Below are 1,259 nucleotides of genomic sequence, written 5' to 3' on the forward strand. Positions count from 1 at the left end.
GGGGCGGCCCGGCCCGGAGATCCCGTTCCGGCGCGAAGCGCCGGGGAAACCCCTCGGATGGGTCTTGGCCGGTTCGCGTTCGCGGGAAAAGATCGCGGCATGTCCAGCGACCCTCTCATGCGCATCCGCAGTGCCGAGTTCCAGGCCATGGCCGACAGGGTCCTGCGGGTCACCGAGCTGACCTCCCGCCTGAACGTCCTGCCCTTCGAGGACGAAGCCGGCCGGGCCGCACTGCTGGAGCAGATCCTCGGCGGGCCGCTGCCGCCGAAAGTGACGATCTACCCGCCGTTCTACACGGACCACGGTCTGCGCCTCGACCTCGCCCCGCGTGTCTTCATCAACCAGAACTGCACGTTCCTGGACTACGCCGGCATCCGGCTCGGCGAGCGCGTGATGGTCGGCCCGAAGGTCACGTTCATCACCAGCGGGCACCCGGTCGATCCCGGGGAGCGGCGGCTGTACCTCACCGGCGGGCCCATCGACGTCGCGGAGAACGTGTGGATCGGTGCCGGTGCCACGATCCTGCCCGGTGTCACCATCGGCCGTGACGCCGTGATCGCCGCCGGAGCCGTCGTGGCCGATGACGTTCCGCCGGCGAGCCTGGTGACCGGCGCCAAGGCCACCGTGCGCCGGCGGTGGTGACGGCCCCCGGCCCCTCCCCGTAGGGCCGGGAGGGGGCGTTACGCTGCGGGCATGGACACTGGGGGGCGTACGGCGACAGGGGCGGGGACCGGGGCGGGCGCGGTGGCCGGGCCCGCGGCGGGAGGGGCCGGAGCGACCACCCTGGAGGACGTGGCCCGGGCAGCGGGAGTCTCCCGGGCGACGGTGTCCCGGGTGGTCAACGGGGTCCGCAACGTCGACCCGGCCATCCAGGAGGCGGTCCGGCGGGCGGTCGCCTCGACCGGGTACGTGCCGAACCGGGCGGCCCGTTCCCTGGTGACGCGGCGGTCCGGCACGGTCGCCCTCGTGGTGTGCGGCGCGGGCCGCGAAGCCACCGGCGGCCGGGACGAGTTCGCGGCCGAGGTGTTCCAGGATCCCTTCTTCGGGCGCGTGGTCAGCGGTGTGGTGCGGGCGCTCCGGCCGCGCGGCGTGCACCCGGTGCTGATGTTCGCGGACGGCGCCGAGGACCGCGCCGAAGTGCTCGCGTACCTCGCGCAGGGCAACGCCTGACCGCGTACGACGCCTGGGCGACCGGCCTGCGCCGCGACGAGTCCCCGACCCGGGCGAACACCCCCGTGGTCGGCTGGGACGAGAAGCGC

General features: G+C 74.2%; 1 protein-coding gene and 2 pseudogenes. All 3 read left to right on the top strand.

What is annotated here, in order from left to right:
• Positions 1-99 precede the first annotated feature (99 nt).
• Positions 100-642 carry a DapH/DapD/GlmU-related protein gene (locus ABT106_RS31980; protein ID WP_351284575.1) on the top strand — a complete coding sequence of 181 codons (543 nt, stop codon included), beginning with the start codon at positions 100-102 and terminating at the stop codon, positions 640-642.
• A gap of 102 nt (positions 643-744) precedes the next feature.
• Positions 745-1,167 (top strand): annotated as a pseudogene (locus tag ABT106_RS31985) (LacI family DNA-binding transcriptional regulator); the annotation flags it as partial.
• A pseudogene (locus tag ABT106_RS31990) lies at positions 1,167-1,259 on the top strand (phosphoadenosine phosphosulfate reductase domain-containing protein); the annotation flags it as partial. The pseudogenes ABT106_RS31985 and ABT106_RS31990, both read left to right, overlap by 1 nt.

Source organism: Streptomyces sp. NPDC002044, assembly GCF_040296725.1.
Lineage (GTDB): Bacteria > Actinomycetota > Actinomycetes > Streptomycetales > Streptomycetaceae > Streptomyces > Streptomyces antarcticus.